The sequence below is a fragment of the Fructilactobacillus sp. X8R2C1 genome (genome assembly GCF_059900955.1).
Genome location: NZ_JBWXVI010000002.1, coordinates 199,473 through 223,712 on the forward strand (window position 1 = coordinate 199,473; position 24,240 = coordinate 223,712).

Annotated in this window: 23 protein-coding genes, 1 other RNA gene and 1 pseudogene; 9 read left to right on the top strand and 16 right to left on the bottom strand. The window is 35.3% G+C overall.

Features of this window, described 5'->3' with window-relative positions; translation table 11 throughout:
- Positions 1 to 103 precede the first annotated feature (103 nt).
- The 5 genes and pseudogenes from msrB to AC6UD6_RS03150 all read left to right on the top strand — a co-directional run.
- Positions 104 to 541 (top strand): peptide-methionine (R)-S-oxide reductase MsrB, encoded by a 438-nt coding sequence (gene msrB, locus AC6UD6_RS03130; protein ID WP_500695644.1) that lies wholly within the window; start codon positions 104 to 106, stop codon positions 539 to 541.
- Between the two features lie 30 nt (positions 542 to 571).
- On the top strand, positions 572 to 1,099 hold the full coding sequence (msrA, locus tag AC6UD6_RS03135) for a peptide-methionine (S)-S-oxide reductase MsrA (RefSeq protein ID WP_500695645.1): 528 nt from the start codon (positions 572 to 574) through the stop codon (positions 1,097 to 1,099).
- 140 nt (positions 1,100 to 1,239) lie between these two features.
- Positions 1,240 to 2,193 carry a Dyp-type peroxidase gene (locus tag AC6UD6_RS03140; protein ID WP_500695646.1) on the top strand — a complete coding sequence of 318 codons (954 nt, stop codon included), beginning with the start codon at positions 1,240 to 1,242 and terminating at the stop codon, positions 2,191 to 2,193.
- 403 nt (positions 2,194 to 2,596) lie between these two features.
- Positions 2,597 to 3,730 carry an N-methyl-L-tryptophan oxidase gene (gene solA, locus AC6UD6_RS03145; RefSeq protein WP_500695647.1) on the top strand — a complete coding sequence of 378 codons (1,134 nt, stop codon included), beginning with the start codon at positions 2,597 to 2,599 and terminating at the stop codon, positions 3,728 to 3,730.
- A 148-nt stretch (positions 3,731 to 3,878) separates the two neighbouring features.
- Positions 3,879 to 4,421: pseudogene (locus tag AC6UD6_RS03150) on the top strand (HAD family hydrolase); the annotation flags it as partial.
- A gap of 309 nt (positions 4,422 to 4,730) precedes the next feature.
- On the opposite strand, the gene AC6UD6_RS03155 reads toward AC6UD6_RS03150, so the two are convergent.
- Together AC6UD6_RS03155 and AC6UD6_RS03160 are read right to left on the bottom strand one after the other, a co-directional pair.
- Positions 4,731 to 5,594 (bottom strand): DegV family protein, encoded by an 864-nt coding sequence (locus AC6UD6_RS03155; protein WP_500695648.1) that lies wholly within the window; start codon positions 5,592 to 5,594, stop codon positions 4,731 to 4,733.
- A 14-nt stretch (positions 5,595 to 5,608) separates the two neighbouring features.
- Positions 5,609 to 6,028, bottom strand: a complete 420-nt coding sequence (locus tag AC6UD6_RS03160; RefSeq protein ID WP_500695649.1) for a MarR family winged helix-turn-helix transcriptional regulator — start codon at positions 6,026 to 6,028, stop codon at positions 5,609 to 5,611.
- Between the two features lie 125 nt (positions 6,029 to 6,153).
- Here AC6UD6_RS03160 and AC6UD6_RS03165 point away from each other — a divergent pair, with 125 nt between their 5' ends.
- Positions 6,154 to 7,890: an Rqc2 family fibronectin-binding protein gene (locus tag AC6UD6_RS03165; protein ID WP_500695650.1), complete on the top strand. Its 1,737-nt coding sequence runs from the start codon at positions 6,154 to 6,156 to the stop codon at positions 7,888 to 7,890.
- Between the two features lie 12 nt (positions 7,891 to 7,902).
- Here the strand turns inward: AC6UD6_RS03165 and AC6UD6_RS03170 are convergent, their stop codons facing one another.
- The 7 genes from AC6UD6_RS03170 to AC6UD6_RS03200 are packed head-to-tail and all read right to left on the bottom strand — an operon-like array spanning position 7,903 to position 15,512.
- The gene (locus tag AC6UD6_RS03170; protein ID WP_500695651.1) at positions 7,903 to 10,422 is read right to left on the bottom strand and encodes a carbamoyl phosphate synthase preATP-grasp domain-containing protein; all 2,520 of its coding nucleotides are present in this window, start codon (positions 10,420 to 10,422) and stop codon (positions 7,903 to 7,905) included.
- A 4-nt stretch (positions 10,423 to 10,426) separates the two neighbouring features.
- Positions 10,427 to 11,500, bottom strand: a complete 1,074-nt coding sequence (locus AC6UD6_RS03175; RefSeq protein WP_500695652.1) for a carbamoyl phosphate synthase small subunit — start codon at positions 11,498 to 11,500, stop codon at positions 10,427 to 10,429.
- Positions 11,501 to 11,512: 12 nt separating this feature from the next.
- Positions 11,513 to 12,049, bottom strand: coding sequence for a bifunctional pyr operon transcriptional regulator/uracil phosphoribosyltransferase PyrR (gene pyrR, locus AC6UD6_RS03180; protein ID WP_500693748.1), 537 nt, complete (start codon positions 12,047 to 12,049; stop codon positions 11,513 to 11,515).
- A gap of 12 nt (positions 12,050 to 12,061) precedes the next feature.
- A complete protein-coding gene (locus AC6UD6_RS03185; protein ID WP_500695653.1) occupies positions 12,062 to 12,979 on the bottom strand; it encodes an RluA family pseudouridine synthase in 918 nt (305 codons plus the stop codon).
- Complete coding sequence (lspA, locus tag AC6UD6_RS03190; protein ID WP_500695654.1) at positions 12,969 to 13,472, bottom strand: signal peptidase II; 504 nt, start codon at positions 13,470 to 13,472, stop codon at positions 12,969 to 12,971. The genes AC6UD6_RS03185 and lspA overlap by 11 nt, the downstream gene beginning before the upstream one ends.
- Complete coding sequence (locus tag AC6UD6_RS03195) at positions 13,447 to 15,105, bottom strand: formate--tetrahydrofolate ligase (RefSeq protein ID WP_500695655.1); 1,659 nt, start codon at positions 15,103 to 15,105, stop codon at positions 13,447 to 13,449. Before AC6UD6_RS03195 ends, lspA begins: the two co-directional genes overlap by 26 nt.
- Before the next feature lie 11 nt (positions 15,106 to 15,116).
- Positions 15,117 to 15,512 carry an EbsA family protein gene (locus tag AC6UD6_RS03200; protein ID WP_500695656.1) on the bottom strand — a complete coding sequence of 132 codons (396 nt, stop codon included), beginning with the start codon at positions 15,510 to 15,512 and terminating at the stop codon, positions 15,117 to 15,119.
- Between the two features lie 40 nt (positions 15,513 to 15,552).
- Here AC6UD6_RS03200 and AC6UD6_RS03205 point away from each other — a divergent pair, with 40 nt between their 5' ends.
- A complete protein-coding gene (locus AC6UD6_RS03205; protein ID WP_500695657.1) occupies positions 15,553 to 15,957 on the top strand; it encodes a reverse transcriptase-like protein in 405 nt (134 codons plus the stop codon).
- On the opposite strand, the gene AC6UD6_RS03210 is transcribed toward AC6UD6_RS03205, so the two are convergent.
- The 5 genes from AC6UD6_RS03210 to AC6UD6_RS03230 form a co-directional block, all read right to left on the bottom strand.
- The gene (locus tag AC6UD6_RS03210; RefSeq protein WP_500695658.1) at positions 15,954 to 17,066 is read right to left on the bottom strand and encodes an NAD(P)/FAD-dependent oxidoreductase; all 1,113 of its coding nucleotides are present in this window, start codon (positions 17,064 to 17,066) and stop codon (positions 15,954 to 15,956) included. The two genes, AC6UD6_RS03205 and AC6UD6_RS03210, sit on opposite strands and share 4 nt — an antisense overlap.
- The gene (locus tag AC6UD6_RS03215) at positions 17,067 to 18,215 is read right to left on the bottom strand and encodes a THUMP domain-containing class I SAM-dependent RNA methyltransferase (RefSeq protein WP_500695659.1); all 1,149 of its coding nucleotides are present in this window, start codon (positions 18,213 to 18,215) and stop codon (positions 17,067 to 17,069) included.
- Positions 18,216 to 18,283: 68 nt separating this feature from the next.
- Positions 18,284 to 18,660: RNase P RNA component class B (gene rnpB, locus AC6UD6_RS03220), an RNA gene on the bottom strand.
- 12 nt (positions 18,661 to 18,672) lie between these two features.
- A complete protein-coding gene (gene gpsB, locus AC6UD6_RS03225) occupies positions 18,673 to 19,113 on the bottom strand; it encodes a cell division regulator GpsB (RefSeq protein WP_500693740.1) in 441 nt (146 codons plus the stop codon).
- Positions 19,114 to 19,167: 54 nt separating this feature from the next.
- On the bottom strand, positions 19,168 to 19,731 hold the full coding sequence (locus AC6UD6_RS03230; protein WP_500695660.1) for an SLOG family protein: 564 nt from the start codon (positions 19,729 to 19,731) through the stop codon (positions 19,168 to 19,170).
- A gap of 107 nt (positions 19,732 to 19,838) precedes the next feature.
- On the opposite strand from AC6UD6_RS03230, the gene recU reads away from it, so the two are divergent.
- Positions 19,839 to 20,465, top strand: a complete 627-nt coding sequence (gene recU, locus AC6UD6_RS03235) for a Holliday junction resolvase RecU (RefSeq protein WP_500695661.1) — start codon at positions 19,839 to 19,841, stop codon at positions 20,463 to 20,465.
- Positions 20,466 to 20,477: 12 nt separating this feature from the next.
- Positions 20,478 to 22,811, top strand: coding sequence for a PBP1A family penicillin-binding protein (locus AC6UD6_RS03240; RefSeq protein ID WP_500695662.1), 2,334 nt, complete (start codon positions 20,478 to 20,480; stop codon positions 22,809 to 22,811).
- A 142-nt stretch (positions 22,812 to 22,953) separates the two neighbouring features.
- On the opposite strand, the gene AC6UD6_RS03245 is transcribed toward AC6UD6_RS03240, so the two are convergent.
- Positions 22,954 to 23,658 carry a DnaD domain-containing protein gene (locus tag AC6UD6_RS03245; protein WP_500695663.1) on the bottom strand — a complete coding sequence of 235 codons (705 nt, stop codon included), beginning with the start codon at positions 23,656 to 23,658 and terminating at the stop codon, positions 22,954 to 22,956.
- Positions 23,659 to 23,684: 26 nt separating this feature from the next.
- Positions 23,685 to 24,188, bottom strand: coding sequence for a cell wall elongation regulator TseB-like domain-containing protein (locus tag AC6UD6_RS03250; RefSeq protein WP_500693735.1), 504 nt, complete (start codon positions 24,186 to 24,188; stop codon positions 23,685 to 23,687).
- Positions 24,189 to 24,240: the final 52 nt, after the last annotated feature.

Consider the following 24,240-nt stretch of genomic DNA (forward strand, 5'->3'; position numbering starts at 1 on the left):
AAAAATCCACTTAATTGTGGATTTTTTGGTTTAAAACAAATTGTTTGCTATTTAATTGGATAAGATATAAATTAAATATAGAAACAAATAGGAGGTTTATATTATGGCTGAAAATAATAAAGATGATTTGAGAAACCGCTTAACACCTGAGCAGTACAACGTAACTCAAAATGCTGGAACTGAACCTGCATTTACTGGCAAATATGATGATTTTTATAAAAAGGGAATCTATGTTGATGTTGTAAATGGTAAGCCATTATTTAGTTCTGCTGATAAGTATGACGCTGGTTGTGGCTGGCCATCATTTACTAAACCAATTAGTGAAGACGAATTAAATAATGATACTGATACTTCTTTTGGTATGATTAGACAAGAAGTTCGTGGCGCAGACTCTAAGTCCCATCTAGGACATGTTTTTCCAGATGGACCGCAAGATAAGGGTGGTTTACGTTACTGTATTAATTCTGCCGCTCTTAAGTTCATCCCTTATGATAAGATGGACGAAGAAGGGTATGGCAAATACAAAAAGTTTGTTGAATAATACAAATAACTGAAATAGAGGTCTTTATTAATGAATGATAAAAAAGAAACAGCAATTTTTGCCGGTGGTTGTTTCTGGTGCATGGTCCAACCATTTGATCAGATGCCAGGAATTATTTCCGTTGTATCTGGATACACAGGTGGTCATGTCCCAAATCCAACTTATGAGCAAGTTGCTTCAGGTACTACCGGTCACACAGAAGCAGTTAAAATTACTTTTGATCCGAGCATCATTTCATATAAAAAATTAGTTGAAATCTATTGGCATCAAACTGACCCAACCGACGCAATGGGACAATTCCAAGATCGTGGTGATTCTTATCGTCCCGTAATTTACGTGAATAGTCCCGAACAACGTAAAATTGCTGAAGAATCTAAGAAAGAGTTAGAAAATAGTGGCGAGTTTGATGAACCAATTGTAACGAAAATTGAAGACGCTCAACCGTTTTATCCGGCTGAAGACTATCATCAAGACTTCTACAAGAAGAATCCACTTCGATACGCCATCGAAGAAAGTGGCGGACGGAAAAAATTCATTGATGATCATTGGAAGAAGTAAATAAGTTAACAAAAAGAATGCCAATTTGACATTCTTTTTTAATGACTAGTTATATGTAGTAAAATAAAAGTGGTATGAGATTAGTAATAAAGTGATTCTAATCTCATACTAATACTGAGTATATTCTGGGAGGTATTATAATGACTGAAGAAAAGATAAGACCAAATAAATCGCAAGACGTTTGGAAAGATACCGGTGAAAACGTTGAATTTGCCACTTTAGAGCTAACTAGAAAAGATCAAAAGGCGGCTCAAGAAGGAATCCAAGATTTTGCTGATCGTTCACAATCTATTATTAGATCAATGAGAATTAGAGAACCTAAAGCAAACCTTAGAGTTGCCATTGGCTTTAGTAGCAAAGCTTGGGGCTACTTGTTTCCGAAGGCTAATAAACCTAAAGAATTAGAAGATTTTACTGGTGTTAAAGGTCCAAACTATTCGATGCCATCGTCTGAAGGAGACATCTTTCTTCATATTCGTGCTAATACTGAAGCCGTTGTATACGAAGTTACTACTCAATTCATGCTCTTTTTAAGAGATTTTACTAAAGTAGTGAACGAAACTCATGGTTTTAGATATTTAGAGGGAAGAGCTATCATCGGTTTCATTGATGGGACTGAAGTTCCACAAGTTGAAGATGTTGCTCCATACGCGCTTATTGGTGATGAAGATCCTGAATTTATCAATGGTTCATATGCTTTTGCACAAAAATGGCATCATAACATGGACTATTGGAATCACCTAGATACTACTACTCAAGATAAAGCCATCGGGAGAGAAAAATTTTCTGACTTAGAATTACCAGATGAAGAAAAATTTAAAAATGCCCATAATGTAACTTCAAACACATCCGTTGACGGAGTTGAACAAAAAATTGTCAGGATGAATGTTCCTTATTCTGATCCTGCTAACAATGATACAGGAACTTACTTTATTGCGTATTCACGATACTGGCACGTCATTAAGGGCATGCTTCAACAGATGGTTGATGAAGATGATTTCTTGTTAACGTTCTCAACCTTATTGACTGGTCAAACGTTTTTCATTCCTTCAAGACCAATGCTTGAAAAGATTGCTGATGGGGATTTGAATTAGTCATCAGTAAATTTTTAAAAATTATTTATTAATTATTATTGACAAAAACGTTGGTTAAGCATAATGTACTGTCTAAAGAAAATGCTAAGAAAAGATGAGTACTGAATCAACCATGATACAGAAAGCAAGCGACGCTGAGATGCTTGCATATTGGCATTTAGGAAAATGGTCTTGGAGCATATATAGACAAGTTATTTACAAGTCATATTTGGATGGCGTCCATTAGAGCGCTATACACTGCTTAATTTATTCTAGATATAATTAGCAATGTTACTGAGGATTGGCAGAAAACTGACAATCAAGGCTCGGTGGTACCGCGTTTATTCGTCCAAGCTCTTGAAACTTTTGTTTCAAGAGCTTTTTTGTATTTTCTTTTAATATAATAAAACAACGGAGGCATAATATGTCTGATAATATTTTTGATTTAGCAATCATTGGAACAGGATCAGTTGGTTCGGCGGCAGGATATTACGCCAGTCAAAATAATAGCAATATTTTAGAGCTAGATATTGCTAAACCCCCACATACACTAGGATCACATCACGGGCAGACTAGAATTATCCGGCATGCCTATGGTGAGGGAGAGAAGTATATCCCGCTACTACTAGAAGCTCAAAGATTATGGGATAAACTCCAGAAACAGACGGGCAAACGTCTTTTCCATAAAACTGGCGTTCTGACCGTTGGGCCAAAAGATTCAGCATTTTTAAATAATATCAAAGCATCTGCCAATGACTATGATATTGATATTGTTCCTTATACTTCAACTGAAATTCACGATCAATGGCATAACTGGAATTTTAACGACCAATACGAAGGGATTTTAGAGCCAGGTGCAGGGTATTTAGAATCAGAGGAAATTATTAAAACATATATCGAAGGTGCTAAAAATAATGGCGTTACCCAAAGCTTTGATAGTTTTGTTAGAAAGATTGATCAGCAAGACAACGGAATTGTTAAGATTAAAACACAAGATTATACTTTTTATGCCAAAAATGTCATTTTATCAGTAGGAACCTGGGTCAAACAACTATTGCCAAATTTACCAATCACGCCAACAAGAAAAGTATTTGCATGGTTTAACGTCGCCGATAACGGTTTAAATGAAAATGAAGGGTTCCCAGCTTTTACGGTAGAACTTGCAGATGCTATTCAGTATTACGGTTTCCCAGGAAGTAATGGCACCATTAAAATTGGACGTCACCAGGGTGGTCAAAAGATTAAAAATAGAAAAGAAAGGGGCAATTTTGGCGATTATTCTGAAGATTTAGATGAAATCGATCCATTACTAAAGCATCATTTGACAGGGACTGATGGTATTGACCATGGTGGTACATGTTCGTATGATCTTTCTCCTGACGGTGATTTTATTATTGATCGCATTCCATCCATGAATAAGATTCAAATTGTAACTGGATTAAGTGGACACGGATTCAAATTTTCCAGTGTACTTGGTAAACTATTAAGTGATCAAGCTCTTGGAAAATCAAATTCTTATAACTTAGAACCATTTAGATTAGACCGGTTTAACCACTGAAAATAATCAAAAGCTTAATCGATGAAATAACAACAAATGCTGTTGTTATTTTTTTGAAAACAAGCCAATAATGAGGATTATTTAAAAGCACTCATTAATAGCGTATCATTGAGTATAGAAACTATTTAAATAAAACTTTGATGTTGACGGAACGTTGAGCTTTAATGGTGTTGAAATAAATTCAGAAATTGTAAATGCAATTAAACAACTAGCAAAACGTAATGAAATTATCTTTGATTCAACCAGGCCAATCAGACATCTAATTTCAAGCGTACCAACATTTAAAAATAAGACATTAGTAGGTGCAAACGGGGCGCTTGTATCAAGAAATGGTCATACTTATTCAATAAAACCCATTAGTAATTGTGATATACAATTGACTAAAAATATCATTAAAAAATACGATTTAAATTACATAATTGATGATAATTGGAATTACAGTGATAAAGTAAGCGCTTTAAATCAAATATTTAAGCAACTAGACTCAAATCAATTAGCTGAAAATGTAGCTATCTCATCAATCAAAAAAGCCGTTAAAATCATTTTATTGGACATAAATAGTGACTTAATTGATAAAATACAGTATTCATTAAACAAAATACGTCATTTTGGCGAAAAGAATATTGATCTGACAGCTCAAAATATTAACAAATTCAGTACATTAAGAATTATAACCGATAGCAACTATTAGAAACTAGATTGCGTTTGGAAACGATAGTAACGATCAAGAATTACTCGCGAAAACTTTTAAAAGTAGATGAATCTACAGTCAGATCAAATTATTGTGAATCCAAATGATGAAGTTGCAAAATCAATTTAAAGTTATACAAATGATGATAATCTAAAATAAGTATGAATTGGTCTTTTATTAATATTAAGTCTACTTCGTATAATATATATTATGTAAACTAGAAAAAAGAATAAATAATTAAGTGTTTCCCTCTATAAATATATATTAAAAAGAACACCATTTTTGGTGTTCTTTAATTTCCAACTTATTTTATCTATTAATATCTTTGATCCATCCCAATGCAAGAGCTCCGCTACCTAAATGGGTTCCAATTGCTGGTCCGAATGATCCGCGGGTAACTTTCATATTTGGATATTTTTCTTGAATGGATTTCTGCCAAACATCAGCTTCTTTGGGGTTATTGGCATCAATTACAGCAACTTCAATTGGATAATTGGCTTTTGATACTGCTTGAGAAAATAAATCTTCAACACGTTTAAGTGCCTTTTTCTTAGAACGAACCTTATCAAATGCTACGATCTCATCAGTTTGGTTATCAAAAGTTAAAATGGGCTTTATGTTTAATAGTCCACCTACAAACGCTGTTGCATTTGATAAACGCCCACCCTTAACTAGGTTATCTAAATCATCGACAACAATTAACTCATCAATGGTTGACCGAAGAAGTTTAAGTTTTTGAATAATTTCTTCTGGAGGAACATTATTTTGTGCTAAATTAGCTGCATATTTCACTAAAGCAGCCATTGGATCAACAGTAATTCCAGAATTAAAAGGATAAATTTTGATGTTATCCATCATTTTGGCTACATTACAAACTGCTTGATACATGCCAGAAATGGTTGAAGCTAAATGAATACTAATCACTGCATCATAACCATCGTCAGCTAATTTATTATATTCTTCAATTAGTGCTCCAATTGGCGGCTGTGAAGTCGTCGGTAATTTGGGTGACTCTTTAAGCTTTTGGTAGAATTCCTTATTTGTAATGTCAATTCCTTCGCGGTAACTTTTACCGTTGAAGATTACGGAGATTGGAATAATATGAACATTATATTTTTTGATATCTTCCTTAGATAAATACGATGTACTATCAGTAACAATCGCTGTCTTCATTTCTTTCACCTAACCTATTTACGGATTTTCTTCATACTTGTTTCTAATCGATTGAGGAGAATCTTTAAAAGATTCTTTTCTTCATCAGTCCACTGATTAAAAATTTGTGTGGAAAGATCTTCGTAGTCATTACTAATTTGATGACATGTCTTCTTACCCTTATCAGTAATACTGTATATTAACTGGCGTTTATCCTGCCCAATGGCTTTCTTTTGAATCATTTCTTTTACAACTAATCGTTTCAATTGTCGCGATAAAGTTGATGTATCTAATTTCATTGACTTAGAAAGCGATTCTTGGGTCGTATAGCCATCATCAATGGCAATTAACAATTGCCATTCTGAAATAGTAAGATTTGATTTTTTGGTAAGAGCTTGGAGCTGTTGTTGATGCATTTTTCCAACAACTCTAAGAGCAGTTAAACTATTTTTCATTGATATTCCTCCGTAAAATATTATACCATTAATTGCCTAATACAAGATTACGGATTTAATATTTATGTGCTACCACTCAACAATATAAGTTATACTGGACAATGAAGCAAAAAGGAGTGTTATATATGTCATTTGACGGATCATTTACACATGCAATGAGTCATGAATTAAATAACAAATTACTAAACGGACGTGTTTCAAAAATAAACGAGCCCTACCCTAATGAAATTATTTTAACTATTCGTTCTAATCATAATAATTATCAGTTATTATTATCAGCGAATCCCTCATACGCTCGAGTACAAATTACAAACGTCCCTTTTACAAATCCGAAAGTTCCAACTAACTTTGCAATGACGTTAAGAAAACATTTAAGTGGAAGTTTTATTAGCAAAATTCATCAAGTAAACAATGATCGGATTATTCACATTCATTTTAATACAAGGAATGAATTAGGTGATATTGAGGAATTAGTCCTTGTCATTGAAGTAATGGCACGTCATAGTAACATCATTTTAGTTCAAGCTAAAGATTCATCAATAATTGATTCAGTTAGAAGAATTTCATCTGCTCAAAATCGATACCGAACCATTCTTCCAGGATCTAAATATATTCAACCCCCAAAACAAGATCTGGTTGATCCATTTCAAGTTAACAAAAAAGAATTTACACAAATTGAAAAAATCAATCGTGAGTTTCCAAATGTAGATGTATTTGCTACTCAATTACGTAAATATCTTCAAGGACTTGGGACTGATACGTCCTATGCGCTCGCAAGTGCCCTTCATGTATCTGGATCAACTTTAAAACAAAAATATTGGAAATTTTTTAATCATTTCGAAAATCCAGAACCTATTATTGGAGATGATATGAAGGGAAAATTACAATTTTCAGCATTTCAATATATCGGCATTCAGCCGGATAAAAGATTTAAAACTTTAAGCGAAATGTTAGATGAATATTACCAAACTAAGGTTCAACGTGAGCGAGTTCGAGAACAAGGGTCACAATTAATTCGAATTACCAAAAATGAATTAAAAAAGAATCGGAAAAAGCTTAAAAAATTACAAAATACCTTAGAAGAATCTGAGCATGCAGATGACCTACGGGTTAAAGGTGAGATTTTAATGACTTATTTAAATCAAGTTAAAGTTGGATCTAAAGAGATTAAACTACCCAATTTTTACAATAATAATAAGGAGATCATTATCTCACTAGATCCTTCCCTCTCAGCTTCTGAAAATGCTCAAAAATACTTTAAAAAATACGATAAAAAGCGAAATGCAAAGGAATATGTAGTTAAGCAAATCAAGGAATGTCAGGATGAAATTGATTATTTTGAGAGTATTGAATCCCAAATTGAAATCGCGGATCCACGTGATTTAGATGACATTAAGACAGAATTAAAAAATGGTGGATACATTAGGAAGCCAAAAAAAGGTAACAGTAAACATCATAAAACTAAAGTTAGCAAACCTGAAAAGTTTGTCTCAGATGATGGTGAGATAATTTTGGTTGGTAAAAATAATTTACAAAATGATCAACTTACCCTTCGGACAGCAGATAAACGTGATACTTGGCTTCATGTCCAAAATATCCACGGATCTCATGTAATAATTAGATCTTTCAATCCAACTGAACAGACAATTCTTCAAGCTGCTGAACTGGCTGCTTATTTTTCCAAAGCACGAGCATCTGCCAACGTGCCAGTTGATTACGTTAAAGTAAAAGCTGTAAAAAAGCCCAATGGAGGGAAACCCGGTTTTGTTACCTATCGGGGGCAAAATACGATTTACGTAACGCCAACGGAAGCAATTGTTAAACATTTAAGAGAGAATAGTAAAAAACAAGATACTAATTAGTATCTTGTTTTTTTACTTCAATAACTTGTTGGTTGCTTCGTTAATAGTATGACCAATTGATAATTTAGCCCCTGACTCGAGTGATCGGTCTTTTTGATAATCGTACACTCCAAGTTGCTTAAATGGGAAAGAAGCCTGCATCACCGTAAAGTGTGTTGAAGAATCAATTTTGGGAACGGTATTTACAATTTTATCAATATTTAAATGTCCGGTGGCCATCCTGACCAGCACCCCAATCCAGTTAATTCCAGTGGACATATTTAAAAGAACGGTCTCGGTAATTCGAAGTGGTCTCACACCAGTAATTTTAATCTTGTCTTGATCCCTGTAAAAAAGAACCTGAACTAGTCCATGAAGACTCTGATTTTTCACCGCTACCTTAGCTCGTTCAACTAGCCCTTCCACGTTCAAAACATCTTTACCATAAGGAACATAATAATCTGTTTGAAGACTGATATCGTCATCGTTTCCATCACCGGATTTAAACCCCACGGTTGAAATTGGAACTATTTTGTTCTCCGTTACTAATAAATCAAACGCAAAATCAACATGAGATCCATACCAAACTGCATCTTTTTGATTTGGTGGTAAAACCACCAACTTGAAATCATGATACTTGCTAAGTTCACGAATTAGGAAGTGACGATTACCCGGCAGAAAGACGTATTGGGGTTTCTCAGTTTGAATGACGTCTAAAATTTCTCCCAGTTGAATTGGTTCAATGTACTGCTTGTCACTCATCATTGGCGCTAAGGAGGCAGAATTAGGATTATTATTTAAAATTACAGTGTCAAATCCAATCTTTTTAAGTTGAATTAATATTTCACTAGTATAGAAATCAGAAGCAATATTGGGGCCAATTTTATTTCTACCCTTTCCAATTACTAGTGCGGTGTTATTCCCGATTTGATTAGATTCGTTGTCAATTTCATAACTAGCATAAAAGGAATTAATTTTTTCGGGAAATTCTCCAGCCGTTGGTTCGATCATTTTATAGGTTTTATAAGAATCCTTTTGACGAAGTTGATTGATATCTGTATGCCAAATGGATGACAACATTCCATCACCAAATCCCATTTCATGAGCTAACCTGAAAGCTTTAGCGTCATTTTGGTGTTTAAAAATATACGATCGACTTTTATCAATATTTGCCATGATCACAAAGAAAAATTGATCAATTTTGGTCAATTCTTGTAAATCTTCAATACTATAATGACGTGAGAGGGCTTCAAATAGAATTGGGAGTTGGATATCGGTTGGGTGAATTAATTGTGAAATTAGTTCATCTTCGGAAAGTTCAGAATAACTTGGCAAAACATCTTTTGGACTCGATTGCGAACTTCTAATGGCCTTTAACAAAGCGGCTTCGCAACTACGACCTACCCCAATTACTGATCCAATGGATTTGGTTTTAGTTCCAAGTCGTGAATCAGCATCAGGTAATTGCTCAAACGGCCAGATGGGGATTTTTACCGTGATATGATCACTGATTGGTTGAAGCACCGTCGTAAATTTATGAAAACGTGCTGGTAACTTAATTTTAGTAATTGGATAATTTAATAATAATTGTGAGGTAACTAAGGCAATTGGATATCCCGTTGATCTTGCTGCTAAGGTAGTACTCATGTTAAAACTAGGATTTACCTTTAGAACAAAACAATCATTTGTTTCAGTATTCAGAGCAAATTGTACATGACAAACGCCCTTGATTCCCAAAACGTCCATGACCTGAAATGAAATTGATCGCATCATTTGAATCTGGGTATCACTTAAAGTTTGTGCCGGGGTATAAACGACCGAATCATTTGAGTTCACTCCGACTGGATTCATATCTTCTAAAGAAGATACCATCAATTTTGTCCCCATTGTATCACGCAGTGAAACCGTTCCAACTTCTTTGTAGCCGACAATTTCCCGTTCAATTAGGCATTTACTAGACTTTGACTCCTCAAAGATGGTATCAGCATCGTTAGTTATTTGTTCCATGTTTTGAAAAATCAACCGTTGTTGTCGAACTTTAGGATCTAACGGTCTAACAGAAATTGGAAATGAAATTTTATCAATTACATTCCTTAAATCATCAAAATTATCAACAATATAATAATCAGGGGTGGGAATCCCATATTCTTTTAATCTTTGATTCAATCGATTTTCATTGTTAAACAGATCAATATTATCATCATTTAAACCAATAATTTTTACATTATTTTCTTTTAATATTCCATTTTTATTTAAGCGTTGAATAACCTTTAGTGCATTAACTCCGCCGAAAACTGAGGTAACTGCATCAATGTTCTCTGTTTCAATAACATGTTTAGCATTTTCAGTATTAACAGGTTTAATGGAAACATTATCAGGATTCATTTCCTGTAATATTACTGAATATGGATTATTATCCAAAAGAAAAGTAGTAATCCCAAGTTTCTTCCAAACCTTTAGTGCTTGAAATGCAGCGGAATCAAGCTCACATTCTTGACCAATTCCAGACGGTCCTGCTCCGATTATTAAGATTTTTTTGATATCGTCTTTCATTAGGCTATCTCCCATGAGCTGTGATACTTTCTAGAAATTCATCAAATAAGTCAATACTGTCAGTTGGACCACTAGACCCATCCGGAGAAAATTGAACTGAGAAACTTGGATAGTCACGGTGCCTAATTCCCTGAACTGTTCCATTGATTAAGTCTATGTATGTCACAATTAGTTTTGATGTGTCGATAGAATTTGGATCTACGGCATAATCCTGAGCTTGATTAGCATAAATAATTTGATTAGTAATAATTTTTTGAATGGGATGATTGCTTCCATGGTGTCCAAGTCTCATTCGATAAACACTGGCTCCATTAGCCATAGCTAACAATTCATGCCCTAATCCCATACCAAAAACTGGAAGTGCCTGTTCTAATTTAGCAATCGTCTTTAAAACACTTTCATCAATTTCGTGCGGAGATCCAGGCCCTGTTGATAAAATAATTCCTTCTGGGTCAAGATCAATGATTTCTTGGTATGAAGTGTCAAAGGGAAGCACAATTACATTGCAATTCCTTTGAGATAATTGACGAATAATCCCTTCTTTTAAGCCAAAATCAAGTACCGCAACGGTTTTGCCATTCCCAGGGACCAAATAAGGTTTGGGTGTGGCAACCTGTTGAATCTGCTGATTATTTAAAACGGCTGCATTTAACTGATCAAATGCATGTTCATCATTAACATCAACGAGACTCGCTTTTGAAATATCATGTGCCATAATGTATTTCAAAAGATAACGAGTATCAATTGCAGTTATCCCCGGAATATTACGTTGCTTAAGAAATGTATCTAAAGATATATTTTTTAAGTAACTAGTTGAAATATCTTCACTATGATGAACAACCACACCCTTAGCTGATGTCAAAATAGACTCATAGTTTTTTCGATTGATTCCGATATTTCCAACTGAAGGCTGTGTGAATGCCACGATTTGATTGTGATAAATTGGATCTGTGATTGATTCCTGGTAGCCATTAAGATTCGTATTCATAACAATCTCGCCCGTTACGGTTGATTCAGCCCCCATCGATTTTCCCACAAATGAAGTGCCATCATTTAGGATTAAATATCTTTTAGTCATAATGAAGGTCCCTTACTTGTTAGAAACGATTTCGACAGAATCACGATCATCAATTTCTGAAACCAAGACATTAACTTTTTCGTCCTTTGAACTAGGAATATTTTTCCCAACAAAATCAGCCCGAATTGGTAGTTCACGATGACCACGATCAACTAATACAGCTAAACCAATTCTCTTCGGTCTTCCCATTTCATTGATTGCTCCTAATGCTGCCCGGACAGTCCGGCCAGTGTATAACACATCATCAACTAGGATTACATTTTTATTATTAATGTCTACCCCATCATTATTAGTTGGATTAGGCTTTGTTTTTCGGTTCTTTAAGTCATCACGATATTTGGTTACATCTAGTTCCACAACCGGAATTTTAGCATTTTCAAGTTTTTCCAAGCGTTTAGCAATTCTTCTTGCCAAATAAACTCCACGAGTCTTAATACCAACTAAAACTAAGTCGTTGATACCTTTATTTTTCTCAATAATTTCATAAGTGATTCGTGTCAAAGCACGTTGCATGGCCATGCCATCAACTACAACTTTCTCTTTTGCCATAAATGTCACTCCTTAACTGATATCAGAATACTGTTTTCTTAATTGATCGATTGTTTTTTGAAAAATTGGTGGTGCTGGAACTTTAAAATTGAGTTCTTCATGTGTAACTGGATGTTTAAATCCCAGTTCAGCAGCATGTAAAAACTGTCCTTTCCCTTTAATGGTATTTTTAGGTCCATAAAGTGGATCGCCAACGAGTGGATGACCAATATATTTCATATGGACTCTAATTTGATGAGTTCTTCCGGTTTCTAACTGACATTCCACTAAAGTATATTTCCCACCAAACCGTTCAAGAACGTGGAAATGAGTGATGGCATTCCTTCCGCCGGGAATTACTGCCTGTTTCTTGCGGTCTTTAAAAGATCTACCAATCGGAGCATCAATGGTACCGCGTTCTTCATTAATATTACCATGAACCAACGCTAAATACTTTCTGCGATTAGTTTTTTCCCTTAGTTGTTTGGACAATGATCTATGAGCAATATCGGTCTTAGCTACCATCAACAATCCAGAAGTATCCTTATCAATGCGATGAACAATTCCTGGTCTGACTGTTCCATTAATAGAAGATAATTTTGTATGATATAACAGCGCGTTAACTAACGTATGATCAGGATGACCGGGAGCTGGATGGACTACCATACCTTGTGGTTTGTTGACCACAATCACCTGATCATCTTCATAAATAATATCCAGCTTAATGTTTTCTGGTACTAAATTCATTTGTTTAGGCTCAGGGATAGAAATTTGAATGAGGTCATTATTTTGGGATTGGTATTTCGGCTTTTTAGTATCACCATTAACTAAAATTAAATGATCCTTGATCAATTCATTTGCACGACTACGACTTAAATCTTCATAGTGATCCGAAACCAATTTATCAAGTCGCTCGTTTTCATTATCAGCTCTAAATTCTCTATTTTGCATTTTTCTCACTCTCAGGTTTTGCTAATACGATAACTAAGAACAGGACGATCACACCAATCGTTACACAGGAGTCAGCTATATTAAAAATTGGAAAATTTATAAAATCTAATTGAATCATATCGGTAACTGCTCCTAAAAACAGCCGATCTAACAAATTACCAATCGTTCCAACCAACATCAACGTTAAACCAAACAAGTATCCGATATGATATCTTTCGATGTAAATAAATATCATAAAAACCAAAACAGCCCCAGTGGCGATGAATTCAAAAATGACAGATTCCCCAGCAAGAAAACTCCAAGCAGCACCAGTGTTATTGATATTAGTCAGTGATATGACTCCAGGAATGAATGAAATTTCTTTTCCAAGTGGAACGTTAATCCGAATCCACCATTTTGAAATTTGATCAAAGATCAGAAGGACCAAGAACATTAGTGCCAAACATATCCATGCCAAGATTTGTTTTTTAGAATAATCCGGTGATTTTTTCATTTTTATCAATATCCATTTCTGCTGCAGCTGGATGCTTAGGCAATCCCGGCATAGTGATTACTTTTCCAGCCATCGCCACAATGTATCCTGCTCCTAGTTTCGGCAATAATTCAGTAATATGCAAAGTAAACCCACTTGGATAGCCTAATCTTTTGGGGTTATCTGATAAAGAATATTGAGTTTTAGAAATACAGATCGGTAGTTTATCCCATCCATTTTTTTCAATGCCCTTTAATTGCTTCATGGCTTTCCCAGAAAGGACAACGTCCTTTGCTCCATAAATCTTTTTAGCGACCTTATTAATTTTATCAATCAAGGAATCTTCATCATTGTAAATTCGCTTAATGGATGCATTATTCTCAACAAGTTTGATTAATTTTCGAGCAAGGTCAATTGAACCCTTACCACCCTCAAGAAATGACTTACTAATACCAAATTCAACGTCTTGTTTTCTTAAATGATCACTTAACCACTTAATTTCTTCAGGGGAATCATCAGTAAACTGATTAATGGCGACGATAATTGGTTTGTTAAAGGATTTCATTGCCTTAATATGATGATCAAGATTTTTTACTCCAGATTTTAATGCTTTAACGTTTGGTATAGCTAAGTTTTCTTTACTAATCCCACCATTGAACTTTAGAGCACGAATTGATGCAACCATAACGACTGCACTCGGATCTGCATTTAAGTGTGGTGATACCAAATCCATGAATTTCTCACCACCTAGATCAGAACCAAATCCTGCTTCAGTTAACGTATAATCAGCAACTTTAAGAGCCACATTAGTAGCTTGAACACTGTTACACCCCATAGCTAAATTAGCAAACGGCCCCCCATGAACAAACGCTGGGGTATGTTCTAATGTTTGAACTAGATTAGGATTAATCGCATCTTTTAAAATAATTGTTAAAGCACTTTCAACCCCCAGATTTGAAACAAAAACTGGTTCATTATCATAAGTGTATCCAATTAAAATATTCTTAATACGTTCTTTTAAATCATTTAAATCAGTTGATAGACACAAAATGGCCATTAATTCACTTGCAGCTGTGATTTCGAAATGCTCTTCTCTAGGAACGCCGGACTTAGATCCACCTAGTCCAATCACCATATTTCTTAGTTCACGATCGTTAACATCCATCGCTCGGTGCCACTGAATTTTACGTGGATCTAAATGTAAAGGATTTCCCTGTTGAATCGAATTGTCGATCAGTGCTGCTAGAGTATTATTAGCAGAAGTTAAAGCATGAATATCTCCCGTAAAATTAAGATTAATGTTAACCATTGGTTCAACTTGAGCAAATCCGCCTCCGGCTGCTCCACCTTTCATTCCCATCACAGGACCCATAGAAGGTTCCCGCAAAGCAATGGCAACTTTTTTATTTAGTTGATTTAACGCATCGCCAAGACCAATTAATACAGTGGATTTCCCTTCTCCAGCCGGAGTGGGATTAATAGCAGTTACTAAAATCAGTTTCTTTTTAGTATGTCGATCACGAGTATTACCTGATATTTTTGCCATGTACTTTCCATATGGATCAACTTCGTTTTTGGGAATCGAAAGTTTACTTGCGATATCTTGAATCGGATCCAATTGACTTTCCTGTGATATTTCAATGTCAGTTTTCATTCATACACCCTCTATTTTTTTACTTCAGTGCTAAAAGCTTCTTTTAATTCGATGATAGAATTGTTGGGAAGTATAAAATTATAGTTTTTATTCTTATAGTTGAAAGATAATTGAAATTTTTTGGAATGAATATCAATAATGTCCTTAATATTCATTTGAATCCCCTTGGGATGAAACACGCTCCGCACTGTTAATGTCTTATTTGATAAGATTAACTTTCTAAAATGAATTTGAATCCATGATAGTAGGATAAAAACAATAAAAAAACCTAATGTAATTTCTTGAAAGTGAGTTATTTCTAACCAAATGATCACCCCAATTAGCAAAACAATAAACGTCCAACTCCAGCAGATAATACTAGTAGTGATATTTGGTTGATACAAAAATTTTCTCTTTTGAGTTATCATAGTCTAAACCTCTTTATTAAACGAATGGAGTAATTTATTAATGTATAAATTATATTCTGATGCAGCTATTAAACCTAAAAGTAATCAATGTGGAATTGGAATTTTAATTCTTCATCAAAAACAACAAATTCAAATTAAAAAGCAATGTAAAGCAAAGAATAATCATATTGGTGAATTCAAAGCATGCCTCACTGCCCTAAGAGAGCTTTGTGATCATTTAAATAGTATTAACAAGCATCCAAGTGATATTACTGTCCTGTACTACACTGACAGTTCCATTTTAAGCGACAGTCTTAATAAACAATACGCCAAACATTATCAAAAATACGTTGATGAAATCGTTAAATTACAAAATCATTTCGCAATGGTGTTAACTAAATGGATTCCAGACACTCAAAATCTAGGTGCTCACGAATTAGCTTTTCAAGCTCTTCATTCTAATTAATTAACGTAGTTAGAGATTGGTTTTTCGTACATATCCCAGTCTTTAGTAGTGCCAAAAACGATATAATCCGATAATAATTTTCCAATCATTGGTCCAGTAGTTAGACCCGACGATCCAAGACCACTACCGATCAACAATTTTTTGTAATTGGGGACTGAACCAAAGAAGGGAGCAAAGTCATCTGTATAAGCTCTCGTTCCCACTCTACTACCAATAATATCAGAATAATCCAAGGTAGGAATTAATTTTTTGGCTGAATTAAGCAATTCATCATTAACCTTTGGTTCCTCTTTTAAATCAAAGCCCTTTTCATCGTCGTGAGTAGCTCCAATAATCAATTTTCCGTGTCCAAGCGGAATAAAGTCATATTCTCCTTCTGGCATCATCACCGGCATGTTCTCATGGGCTGGAATATCAGATACTTTTAATTCTACCAGTTGTCCCTTTTGAGGTCTGACTTTTACTTTAATGTTAAGAGGAGCAAGTGTTTCTTTTACCCAAGCACCGGTAGCTATGACAATTTGATCGAAACTTAATAGTTGATCTTTAAAACTAATGGTATGGTCACTAGTAAGTATCACTCTGCCCTTATAAAGAGTCAAATTTCGTTTTTGGGCGATTGCAACTAAATACTTGCAGAAGAGATTCCCATTAATCCGACTACCTCCGGAAACAAAAATTCCTGGGTGAGTAATCGTAAGAATGGGAATTTTATTTTGCACTTCTTTTTTATCTAACCTCATTATGTTTCCTATCTCAGGAGTTGTTTGAGACCTTCTTTTAGCTAAAGCATAGAGGTCATCTAAATCGTTATTATCTTGTCTTGTAATGATGGTCCCACTACTATTAAAAGTTGCTGAATTCATTTGAGTTTGATCAGCAATTTTAGGAATCAACTTAGCTCCAGCCTTTGCTAAGTTATACCATTGTTTATTTCTACGTTTCGACAACCATGGTGATATGATTCCTGAAGCAGCTTTGGTTGCTTGCCCATAACTATCGTCAAACATCGTTACCTCTCGTTCATCAGCATTTGGAAGTTGACTTAGGTAATATGCAAGGGTGGAACCAACTATTCCACCACCAATAATCGCGATTTTCTTTTTCAATTACTTATCCTTCTTGTTAAAAGTTTGCTCAGCCCAGTATTGGAAATAATCCGTTCTGATTCGCCCATTATACAATTTACGTCGTTTAGTGGCTTTTTTGCCATATTCTTTTTCAAAATTTAAGTCACTGGTTAAGTAATACTTAGACCAAGTTTTCATAGGAATAAATACCTTCCCCATGTCATGATAAAGCTGGGCTGCTTCTTTAGTATCACCCATTCTTTGACCATATGGCGGATTGGTAACTAAAACCCCGTCTTGTTTATCGGTATGAAAATCTTGAACGGCCACTTGTTTGAACTGAATATCATGAAGTAAACCAGCTTCCTCAGCGTTTACTTTGGCGTAATTAATCATTTTTTCATTAACATCAGAGGCCATGATATCAAACTCAGTGTCATAATCAGCTTTTGAATCTGCATCGGCACGCACTTTCTTTACAAGTTCTGGATCCACCCAATCCCAGTGTTCGAATACGAACTCACGATTATAACCCGGGGCAATATTTCTAGCAATTAAAGCCGCCTCAATGGGGATGGTTCCAGACCCACACATTGGATCAAGAAATGGCATTTGTTCTGGATGCCAATTTGTTAAAAGAATTAGAGCAGCTGCCATGTTTTCTTTTAGGGGTGCTTCACCCTTTGCGACCCGATATCCACGTTTAAACAAACTGGGACCGGTAGTGTCTAATGTATCCATAACTTCGTCTTTATTAACCCGAACTTCAAGTGGATAGAGTGCACCTGATTCAGGTAATCTGGTGCGACGATGATAAAATTTACTTATCTTCTCAACGATTGCTTTTTTAGTAATGGCTTGAATGTCTGGAACACTATGAAGAACTGATTTTTGTGAACGTCCCTCAACTGGAAACTTTCCGTCCATCGGGATAAGGTCTTCCCAATCCAACCTCTTAGTATTCTCAAACAACTCGTCGAAAGTTGTCGCTTTAAAACGACCCACAATAATTTTAATTCGATCTGCAGTTCTTAACCATAAATTAGCCTTAATAATGTCAGTAATCGTTCCAGTAAAAAGAACCATTCCGTTCTTAACTTCTGAATCGTATCCCAATTCCCGCAACTCATCTCCTACTAAGCCTTCTAAACCAGCAGAACAAGTTGCCATTAAATTAAATTTTTTCATTTTATTCATTCCCTTTTATATAAAAAAAGAGTGGGAAGATCCCACTCAACCTGAAAAATGGTGCAGGCCCCTATAAGCCATGTTTTGTGCTTAACCACAACTTCAGGAAAAAGTGGTTAAGTAGTAATCATCTATCTCAAGAACAAATTGTTCTTCCCCCACACTTGGTTCAATTTCCGTGTGTGAAGCTCCCCTACCAAAGTTTGGGTTTCCCGCTCGCGGGGTTTACTGCGTTCCAATAATTTGATTTCTCAAATTAGTCGTTTCTGTGGCACTTTATGAAATACTAGAGCATAGCAATTGCCTTAGTTCTTTCTTTCGCCGTAATCAAATCAATGATCCCTCGGCTTATTTTTTCACCGAGCACGAACACTACAAGCATCTCAGCTTGTGCGAGAGTGGACTTTCCTCAGCCAACAATTGTTGACCGCGATTACTCAGGACCTGCACCAAGTCTTTAAAACCTATTAGATTTATCTGAATCCTCGCCATATACACGACGCTCTAAGCTGGATAACCGTTTTAAGATATCCATGTCAGTAGGATTCTGACCTTGAGCCGGCTGACTTGAAGCAGTATTCTTTGATGCTTCCTCAGCAGGTTTAGTTGGCTCAGCAGTTGTTTCTTCTGGTGCCCGTTGTGGAGCACTTGAACGTTCGATAGGACGTTGAGTACTTTGTGTGCTCGATCCCATTGATACTTGACGAGATAATTCGTCAACTTTTAACTTTAGATCTTGATTTTCCTGATCTAACTGATCAATCTCACGTTGAAAAGTCTCATAGTCCTTAATGATACTATCCAAGAAAGTATCAACTTCAGCAGGATCGTAACCCCGCATTTTTTGCTTAAATTCCTTTTGTAGAATTTGTTTTGGAGTAAAATTAATATTTTCCATTAATGCACACCTCACCAATCATTTCCGCATAATTCTATTCTATCAGAAATAAAACTAAAAGTCATCATTTAACTGTCTTTGATAATCATCAGCAAGATCTTGTAACTGATCAAAATCGATCAATTGCATCGGATATGCATGATTTTTTTGAAACTGGTGAATAGCTTGATAGTCATATTTAGTTTTACCTTCATTTTCTGGATCATACACTAATAACGACTGGTCTGTATGCGTTAGCATAAATCGTTGATAATTTTTTAATTGTTTAGGTGAATCATACGGATGGTCACTTACTGAACTTGCAAAATCAGCTTTAGAAACTGCTCGATTTAATTTTGCTTGATTATCTTCATTCCAGTTTGACCCAAATTTTTTAAATGGTAACATTACTGCTAATTGAAATTCATGTGGATACTTTTTTTGAAGTTCTTTAGAAACATCAACCGTCCATTGCTCAATCCCGAGCTGTCCGCCGGTGATAATCCAGTCACATCCATTTTCAATTAACTGTGAAAGTTGATCAAACAAAGCTTGCTTAATAATTTTTAACTTAGGATCATCATTTTGAAAGATTCCTAATTCATAACTCCGGTACCCTGATACCCAAACGCGGCTCATTTCTATCCACCTTTCAATAATTATTTCTCCAAGTTACCTACAATTGCTATAATATACTACGTATATGATAACATGATCACTTTTAATAAATGGATTGAGGTTATACAATGAATTTCCATTATCCTAACGGTAATTCCTATCGAAGTACCAGTAAATCAAGTAAACTTATCATTAAAAAAAATAAATCTACCATTAAATACGGTGATCGGGGGATGTCCCTTGAAGCTGAATTAAATGAAAGCAACCAATATTATTTGGAAAGGGATATTGCAGTGGTTCATAAAAAGCCTACCCCAATTCAAATTGTAAATGTTGACTACCCCAAACGTAGTGCAGCCGTTATTAGGGAGGCATATTTCCAGCATGCTTCTACAACCGACTATAACGGTATTTATCGTGGCAAATATATTGATTTTGATGCTAAAGAAACTACTAGTACCACTTCTTTTCCTCTTAGTAACTTTCATAAACATCAAATTGAACACATGAAAAAATGCACCAAATTAGGTGGGATCACCTTTGCAATGATAAAATTTGTTAAAAGTAATGAACTTTTTGTGCTTGAAGGACCGAATCTATTCTATTATTGGGACCGACAAAATCAGGGCGGAAGAAAGTCAATTTCAAAAATAGAGCTTCAGGATAATGCATACCAAATTAAGTACCATCTTCAACCCTTGATTCCGTACCTCAGAGCGGTTGATCAAATTATCGATAATAAGAACAATATGTAAAGGAGAAGTCTAATGGCTGATTCAGATGAAAATATTTCTAGGGTACAAAGGTTTAAGCATCATCAGCGACCAAGAAGGAAAAAGATGAAACTTTGGAAAAAAATCATTTTATGGATTTTAGCAGTAATCGTTGCCATATTTATTTGTGGAGCAGGGCTTTTTACTTACTATGCAGCTAGTGCTCCAAAGATATCTTATAATACCCTTTCAAGCGATAATTCAACGACGATTTATGATTCAAGTGGTAAAATAATTTCGCGTTTAGGTGCCCAAAATCGGGATTACGTAAAACAAGATCAGATTCCTGATAATCTAAAAAATGCGATTATTTCAATTGAAGATCGTCATTTTTATAAGGATCATGGGATTGATCCTGCTAGAATTGTTGAAGCAGCATTTTCAAATCTTCGTGGCCAAGGTGGTTTACAGGGTGGCAGTACCCTTACTCAACAATTAGTCAAATTATCAGTCTTTTCGACTAAGGCATCCGACCAAACGCTAAAACGAAAAGCTCAAGAAGCCTGGTTAGCGGTCAAAGTCGACCATGATTATAGTAAACAACAAATTTTAGAGTTTTATATCAACAAGGTTTACATGGGTAATAATGCTTACGGAATGCAAACTGCTTCCGATTATTATTTCAATAAACCATTAAAGAAGATTAACCTCCCACAAACGGCTTTTTTGGCTGGTTTACCTCAAGCTCCTGTTCAATATAATCCTTATACAAATCCTAAGTTAGCAACTGAACGAAGAAATCAAGTTCTAGAAGCAATGGCTAACAATAAAGTGATTTCCAAGGAGCAAGCTAGTGAAGCTGAAAAGACCAGTATTCAAGATGGTCTGGTTAAACAACACAATTCAAATTCGTCTCCATACGCAAAAAATGAGAAGTATGCCGATGCCTATATCCAACAAGTTGTTCAAGAACTAGACAAAAAGGGATACAAATTAAATGCTGGAAATAAGGTTTATACAAACTTGAATATGGACACTCAAAAACAAATGTATAAACTGGCCAACGATCCCAACTCACCTATTCAATTTCCTAACAATAACTTCCAAATTGGTGCCACGATGGTAAATTCCAATAACGGTAAAGTGGTTTCGATGCTTGGATCAAGAAAACAAAAAATTGCCTTTGGATTAAATCGTGCAATTCAAATCGATCGTTCAAGTGGATCAACTATGAAACCACTAATGGACTATGGACCAGCAATTGAATACTTGAAATGGCCAACTTATCAAGCTGTTCAAGACACGCCCTTCACGTATCCCGGAACAAATAAAGAACTTCAAGACTTTGACAATAAGCATGAAGGTACCATCACGATGCGAAAAGCACTTGTTGAATCACGTAATATTCCTGCAATCAGGACCCTTCAACAGGTTGGAATCCAACGATCACAAGACTTTTTGGCTGGATTAGGAATGACATTTAATAAACCACTTGAACTACAAAACGGAATTGGTGCCTATATCTCATCAGAGCAGGAAGCAGCTGCGTATGCTGCATTTGCAAATGGTGGAACGTATTACAAACCATATTTAATCAATAAAGTAGTTAATGTCAACGGAGCTGAAAAGCAATACAGCCCTAAGGGGCATCGAGCCATGTCACCAGATACTGCCTTTATGATAAATGACATGCTCAAAGGCGTCATGACTTCCCCTAATGGTTCTGGAACTGCTGCTAAGATTCCTGGACTTTACCAAGCCGGTAAAACCGGTACTACCCAATATCCGGATGATTGGATTAAGAAAGTTCCTGATCAATCATCAATGGATTCATGGTTTAGTGGATACACGAAGAATTTCTCACTTTCTATTTGGACCGGATATGACCATCAATTTAAACCCGGAAACTATATTTCCGAGCCACAAACACGAATTGCTCAAACCTACTACAAAGAAGTAATGTCACAGGCATCTGCTAATAAACCTAATATTGATTGGCAGAAGCCGGATAATGTGATTGAAACCAAACGAGATGGCGTAAACGAATACTATATCGAAGGCCACATGGGAACCGCGGTTTCAGCTAATAATGCTAGTCAATCTGGACAAGCATCCAAGAATCGTTCAGTTGTCTCAAATTCATCAAGTTCAAAAGACTCCAACAGTTCATCATCATCTGACGATAATTCTAGTTCAAGTCAGACGTCATCGGGGTCTAGTTCTAAGGTTGAAGAGCCTAACGATGATTCTGCAAATCAAAGGACCAATAGTGCTATTGACAATGCTAAACAAAATATTGAAAGTCATGTCGATAATAACAATAATAGTCAGAGCGCCCCATCTCCTAATAATAGCCAAGCTTCAAGTACTTCTACTCCAAATCAATAAATTAAATATTCATTTAAGACCCATCCGTTTTTATTGTTTGGGTCTTTTTTGTTTTTTTGATTAAGTTAAAGTAACTTTTAACTTTTTATTTAAATTTTATCACCCTAGTCAAAAAAATGCGTAGATATTTTTTATCTACGCACTATTGATTAATTTTAAAAATCGGAATATTTTGTTTTGGTTTTCTTGGTTGATCATTATTTAAACTTCGTTGACGTCGCTCATTTGCCTCTTGAACTTGTGCAGCGGTTTTAATGTTGCGATGCTGCCAATTCAAAAGAATTCGATCCATATACTTCAAACTATAAACCTGACTTAGCACCGCCTCTTTGAGGGCTAATTCAATAATCTTTGGTGAGTAATGATCTTGTTCAAGCCATTGATTGATTGTTTCCAACTCGATTGAAGATAATGGCCGACCAAATTCCTCTTGAATTTTTTTAAATAATCCTTTTCGTTCCTTAATATCATTACTTTGTTTGTTACGCTCTTTTTGAGCATGATTATTAGTGTTTACTAACGATGTAGAATCAAGCAACTTGTCCATTTTATGATTTAAAAGATCAAACTTATATTCGTCCTTCCCAGACTTCGTACTAGAAATGTTGATAATCTTTTTAGTAACTAATTGATGTAATAAATTATAAATATCGTCTTCTTTTAAACCAGTTGCTTTCGACAACTCAGTAGCACTTGGAAACAAATCCCCTTTAGAACGAGCTAGTACTAACTCCAAGAAGACCACTAATTCAGTTGGGGTCATCCCCAACTCAGAGAAATGCTGCAATAAAAAACCAGAAACGCTAATTGAACCACTTTCTAAATAGCGCTCTAAATTTTCACTCATTTTATTCCTCCTTCAATAATTCATCATTACAAATTCTTAATGGTTTGCACAATCTTGCCCGTCTTATAATTTACCGTGACATAATTCATTCGATTGTTCTGATTTAAATAGGAAACCACCCAGGCTGGCTGATCCTGATAAATCCCAAGTCCGGTGTTAATAATCTTAGAGGCTTTCCCAATTTTTTGAGCCGTCTTTTCTGCTTCCTGTTGTGTAATCCCACTCTTTTGGGTAACGACCTGCATACTTTTCCCGTTCTTAGGTAAGATGGCATACGCATACTGATTCTGTTTATTATAACCACCAACTGAATAGTATGTCTTATTTAAATTAGACGAGTAGAAATGATTAATATCATGAAATCCAGCACTATTTTCTGCTACCGTAGTGACATGAGAACGAGCGCGTAATTGGGGTGCTTTAGCAACATGAAAGAAAATAATAACACCCAGAATGATTAGAACGATCACCGCAACAGTTATCCATCGAATCCGATGAGTCCTTTTTCGTTTTAATTGTTCTCTGTACATGAAAATTCCTCTTTTATTTAGCTTTTACATGCATCATTATAGCAAACTTTCC

Bases quoted from the DNA above. Each gene is read 5' to 3' on its own strand.
- msrB (WP_500695644.1), top strand. From the start codon at position 104: ATGGCTGAAAATAATAAAGATGATTTGAGAAACCGCTTAACACCTGAG.
- msrA (WP_500695645.1), top strand. From the start codon at position 572: ATGAATGATAAAAAAGAAACAGCAATTTTTGCCGGTGGTTGTTTCTGG.
- AC6UD6_RS03140 (WP_500695646.1), top strand. From the start codon at position 1,240: ATGACTGAAGAAAAGATAAGACCAAATAAATCGCAAGACGTTTGGAAA.
- solA (WP_500695647.1), top strand. From the start codon at position 2,597: ATGTCTGATAATATTTTTGATTTAGCAATCATTGGAACAGGATCAGTT.
- AC6UD6_RS03155 (WP_500695648.1), bottom strand. From the start codon at position 5,594: ATGAAGACAGCGATTGTTACTGATAGTACATCGTATTTATCTAAGGAA.
- AC6UD6_RS03160 (WP_500695649.1), bottom strand. From the start codon at position 6,028: ATGAAAAATAGTTTAACTGCTCTTAGAGTTGTTGGAAAAATGCATCAA.
- AC6UD6_RS03165 (WP_500695650.1), top strand. From the start codon at position 6,154: ATGTCATTTGACGGATCATTTACACATGCAATGAGTCATGAATTAAAT.
- AC6UD6_RS03170 (WP_500695651.1), bottom strand. From the start codon at position 10,422: ATGAAAGACGATATCAAAAAAATCTTAATAATCGGAGCAGGACCGTCT.
- AC6UD6_RS03175 (WP_500695652.1), bottom strand. From the start codon at position 11,500: ATGACTAAAAGATATTTAATCCTAAATGATGGCACTTCATTTGTGGGA.
- pyrR (WP_500693748.1), bottom strand. From the start codon at position 12,049: ATGGCAAAAGAGAAAGTTGTAGTTGATGGCATGGCCATGCAACGTGCT.
- AC6UD6_RS03185 (WP_500695653.1), bottom strand. From the start codon at position 12,979: ATGCAAAATAGAGAATTTAGAGCTGATAATGAAAACGAGCGACTTGAT.
- lspA (WP_500695654.1), bottom strand. From the start codon at position 13,472: ATGAAAAAATCACCGGATTATTCTAAAAAACAAATCTTGGCATGGATA.
- AC6UD6_RS03195 (WP_500695655.1), bottom strand. From the start codon at position 15,105: ATGAAAACTGACATTGAAATATCACAGGAAAGTCAATTGGATCCGATT.
- AC6UD6_RS03200 (WP_500695656.1), bottom strand. From the start codon at position 15,512: ATGATAACTCAAAAGAGAAAATTTTTGTATCAACCAAATATCACTACT.
- AC6UD6_RS03205 (WP_500695657.1), top strand. From the start codon at position 15,553: ATGTATAAATTATATTCTGATGCAGCTATTAAACCTAAAAGTAATCAA.
- AC6UD6_RS03215 (WP_500695659.1), bottom strand. From the start codon at position 18,215: ATGAAAAAATTTAATTTAATGGCAACTTGTTCTGCTGGTTTAGAAGGC.
- gpsB (WP_500693740.1), bottom strand. From the start codon at position 19,113: ATGGAAAATATTAATTTTACTCCAAAACAAATTCTACAAAAGGAATTT.
- AC6UD6_RS03230 (WP_500695660.1), bottom strand. From the start codon at position 19,731: ATGAGCCGCGTTTGGGTATCAGGGTACCGGAGTTATGAATTAGGAATC.
- recU (WP_500695661.1), top strand. From the start codon at position 19,839: ATGAATTTCCATTATCCTAACGGTAATTCCTATCGAAGTACCAGTAAA.
- AC6UD6_RS03240 (WP_500695662.1), top strand. From the start codon at position 20,478: ATGGCTGATTCAGATGAAAATATTTCTAGGGTACAAAGGTTTAAGCAT.
- AC6UD6_RS03245 (WP_500695663.1), bottom strand. From the start codon at position 23,658: ATGAGTGAAAATTTAGAGCGCTATTTAGAAAGTGGTTCAATTAGCGTT.
- AC6UD6_RS03250 (WP_500693735.1), bottom strand. From the start codon at position 24,188: ATGTACAGAGAACAATTAAAACGAAAAAGGACTCATCGGATTCGATGG.